Source organism: Okeania hirsuta, from assembly GCF_003838195.1.
Taxonomy (GTDB): Bacteria; Cyanobacteriota; Cyanobacteriia; order Cyanobacteriales; family Microcoleaceae; genus Okeania; species Okeania hirsuta.
In genome coordinates this window covers 1-3168 of the sequence record NZ_RCBY01000434.1, presented here as the reverse complement: position 1 = coordinate 3168, position 3168 = coordinate 1, and the positions used below count along the sequence as shown (strand labels likewise).

Below are 3168 nucleotides of genomic sequence, written 5' to 3'. Positions count from 1 at the left end.
ATTTAAATTACTATGAAAAAATCTCAACTATTATTTCTATTTGTATGCCTGCTGATACCTTCCCTCTCCTGGGGACAGGTTACTGGGGTAACAGAAGTCAGTTTGACTTTCACACCCGCAGGTGGGGGAACACCGGTTGTAGCTACAGCCACAGACAATGGCCAGGGACTAACTCCTGATGGCCCTATCAATTTAGTGGAGAGAACGGAGTATACCCTTTCCATAGGGATGTTGGCAGGGACTACCGATCTTATTCCCGCTATCCAGGCTGAAGACACCAGCTATCTATTCTATTTTGGCTGGACGGACAGTGTAATGGCGAGTCCTGCCGGAGACGGTAACATCGACATGCGTACAGATCCTATGGACTATCAGGATATGGATGCAAACATGCAGCCCATAGGGCTTTCTACCTTATGGGAACCAGACTGTGGAGAAAATGCCCTGGTAGGCGAATTTCAGGTCTTGCTTGCCTATCAAATGGGTACAAAAACGGATATGTCTTGCTTCTACGGATGGTGTTCAGGTTTTTGACATCACCTGGGACCTAACGTTGCCCTGGATCCCAATGCTCCTCCTTGTGAAAATGAAGAAGAGGTCATCACGGATGTAACCCTTACGTTTGTTTCTACAGATGGAGATACTGTCATTGCTACTGCCGTTGATCCTGACGGCCCTGGTGCTTTGGGTCTGGTAGTTCAGGATACCATCCAGCTTCTGGAAAGTGCTGAGTATACCATGAGTATCACCGTATTCAATTCTATCGAAGGAGAAGATATTACCGAAGAAATTGAAGAAGAAGCTGAAGATCATCAATTCTTCTTTGCATTTACGGATGAGGTATTTACCAGCCCCGCAGGAGACGGAAACGAAGATAATTTCGACGATCCGATCAATTACAATGACATGGACCTTAATATGCGTCCTGTGGGACTTTCGACCGACTGGGAAACCGATTGTGGAGAAGAAGCCATCGAAGGGACCTTCAAGGTGATCCTTAAGCATCAGCGGGTATCAAATCTGATACTTCTACTGTTGATGATGGAGAAACAGACTTTGACCTGACCTGGCAAGTTGTTGTGAACCTGGACCCCAATGCCCCTCCTTGTGAAAACGAAGAAGAACTCATTACAATGTTACACTCATATTCGTTCCTACAGCGGGTGGAGACACGGTATTTGCTACCGCAACTGACCCTGACGGTCCTGGAGCGCTCGATCTTGCAGTAGATAGTGCAATTAACCTGATCGAAAATACGGAGTATGAAATGAGCATTGAATTGTTCAATTCCATCGAAGAGAAGATATCACCGAAGAAATTGAGGAAGAAGATAATGAACACCAATTCTTCTTTGCATGGACCGGTGATCTATTCTCAGATCCTATGGGAAATGGGAATGTAGATAATCGTGATGATTCGGTCAGGTATGTTGATTTTGATGAAAAACAACCTGCCCGTAGGGCTTAGCACGCTGTGGACTACCTCTGCCTCAGTTACCGGAGAATTTCAGGTAATTCTCAAAACACAGCCAGACCTTAAATCCGATACCACGAGTGTCAATGCTGGAGGTACAGACGTCGACTTGACCTGGACATTGGGTACAGTTACCAGTGTTAGGCAGGATCTTCAATCTTCTGCTTCCCTGAAACTATGGCCAAACCCAGCCAGCAACCTGATTCGTTGGGAAATTGAGTCTTTAGACAGAAAGGCTGACAGACTTCAGGTACTGGATATGTATGGAAGAGTTTGTGTTGGAAAGCAATGATCCTCAGCAGGAGCTCAGCATTGCTCAATTGGCAAAAGGAAACTATATGCTGATCGTAGATCAGGATAATAAGCGTTGGGTAAAACGATTTGTTAAGATGAATTAAGGTTAAGGATTGGCGATTTTGAAAAAGATCGTCTGCTATCTTAACAAAAATGTTCCGGAGAGGGTGTCCGTAATGGATGCATTCTCCGGGATTATTTTTTCCACTCCCATTTCTCCATGCCTTCTTCCTCTTCCACAAATCGGAACCTGCCTGCTGAAAACATGCAATAGATGCTTTGTTTGTAGAAGCAATGTAGGCGTGATAATAAGGCGCGAGATTTTGAGCTTGAAGATAAAGGAGCATCTTGATCCCCAGCCCTTTTTTCTACGATTGCCTTTGACCATAATCAAAAGATTTACCCCGTCTTCTTCCCACTCGACCTCAGCAAAAACCTGTATTTCCTCAGCAACTTCCCACACATAAGCCCCGCGATTGACATGATGGAGGATCAACTCAAATTGTTGTTTTGGAGGCTCAAAACCGTCAAGGTGTAGTCGTATAGCCGGATCATCAAACAAAGCAGTACTTGAGGAATATCGGCCTTCGTAAATCGCCTAAAGCTCATAGCTTTATTGGATCAGTACATCGAAGCTGACTATTTTATCTGTTCGGCATTTTGCATTTGTAAGGTCTCCACTCGCAACTCCTGTTGCATCTTTTTCTGGTTGATAAACAAGGCGAATATTAATCTTACCGCTCCCAGGACTTCCGTGGTTAGGGTTGTCATGATCCAATGGGATTGCCGTCATTATCCTGATCGGTATAGGTGAAAGTTGCATTTGCTCCTCCCTCTGTTTCGTAAAAAAGCTGATAATCTTCGCCTTCTGCCTGTAGCTCGGTGGTAATGTTAGTGCAGGACTTACTCGTTTGTTGAGGATGACGATTGTTCCGGAATAGCTGGTATTCGCTTTTAATGGCTCGATGATGTAGGAGGGAGGATTGGCTCCATTTTCTCCATCCAAATCCTCATAGCTCAATACGGCATCAGCACCTCCGCGGTAGGAATGAGGGTATAGGCAAGCGTGGTAATCTCTTTGGGGGGATTCTCCATGGGCGGAGTTTCTCCCTCACAAGCGGTTAGAAAGAAAGTTAGGGCGAGGAGGAAGGAAATCTGGGAGGTGATATTCTTGGGAAAAAGCATTATAGGTTGAGTTAAAATGATTGAATGATGCTGATTGTCAGTTTTGGGATGAAAGGCCGATACTTCTGCATGCCTATAGCTGAGTAACTGAGAAATATAAGATTGTGTTAAGACGATTCGATCTGGAAAAGGAATGGAAACCTGCTTTCCGACTTCTTAGGATGAGCTACCTGAAAAAATATACCTCCTGAATATATTTCATTTTGCGTCTGTATC

General features: G+C 44.6%; 5 protein-coding genes. 3 read left to right on the top strand and 2 right to left on the bottom strand.

Annotated elements, in window-relative coordinates:
* Positions 1–12 precede the first annotated feature (12 nt).
* The 3 genes from D5R40_RS31435 (at position 13) to D5R40_RS36625 (ending at position 1871) form a co-directional block, all read left to right on the top strand.
* Complete coding sequence (locus tag D5R40_RS31435; RefSeq protein WP_124155767.1) at positions 13–534, top strand: hypothetical protein; 522 nt, start codon at positions 13–15, stop codon at positions 532–534.
* 150 nt (positions 535–684) lie between these two features.
* Complete coding sequence (locus D5R40_RS31430; protein ID WP_124155766.1) at positions 685–1065, top strand: hypothetical protein; 381 nt, start codon at positions 685–687, stop codon at positions 1063–1065.
* Positions 1066–1736: 671 nt separating this feature from the next.
* Positions 1737–1871 carry a T9SS type A sorting domain-containing protein gene (locus tag D5R40_RS36625; RefSeq protein WP_124155765.1) on the top strand — a complete coding sequence of 45 codons (135 nt, stop codon included), beginning with the start codon at positions 1737–1739 and terminating at the stop codon, positions 1869–1871.
* 35 nt (positions 1872–1906) lie between these two features.
* Here D5R40_RS36625 and D5R40_RS31420 read toward each other — a convergent pair whose 3' ends face one another.
* Together D5R40_RS31420 and D5R40_RS31415 are read right to left on the bottom strand one after the other, a co-directional pair.
* Complete coding sequence (locus D5R40_RS31420; protein WP_124155764.1) at positions 1907–2329, bottom strand: hypothetical protein; 423 nt, start codon at positions 2327–2329, stop codon at positions 1907–1909.
* 51 nt (positions 2330–2380) lie between these two features.
* The gene (locus tag D5R40_RS31415) at positions 2381–2773 is read right to left on the bottom strand and encodes a hypothetical protein (protein WP_153183526.1); all 393 of its coding nucleotides are present in this window, start codon (positions 2771–2773) and stop codon (positions 2381–2383) included.
* Positions 2774–3168: the final 395 nt, after the last annotated feature.

Bases quoted from the DNA above. Each gene is read 5' to 3' on its own strand.
- D5R40_RS36625 (WP_124155765.1), top strand. From the start codon at position 1,737: ATGGAAGAGTTTGTGTTGGAAAGCAATGATCCTCAGCAGGAGCTCAGC.
- D5R40_RS31435 (WP_124155767.1), top strand. From the start codon at position 13: ATGAAAAAATCTCAACTATTATTTCTATTTGTATGCCTGCTGATACCT.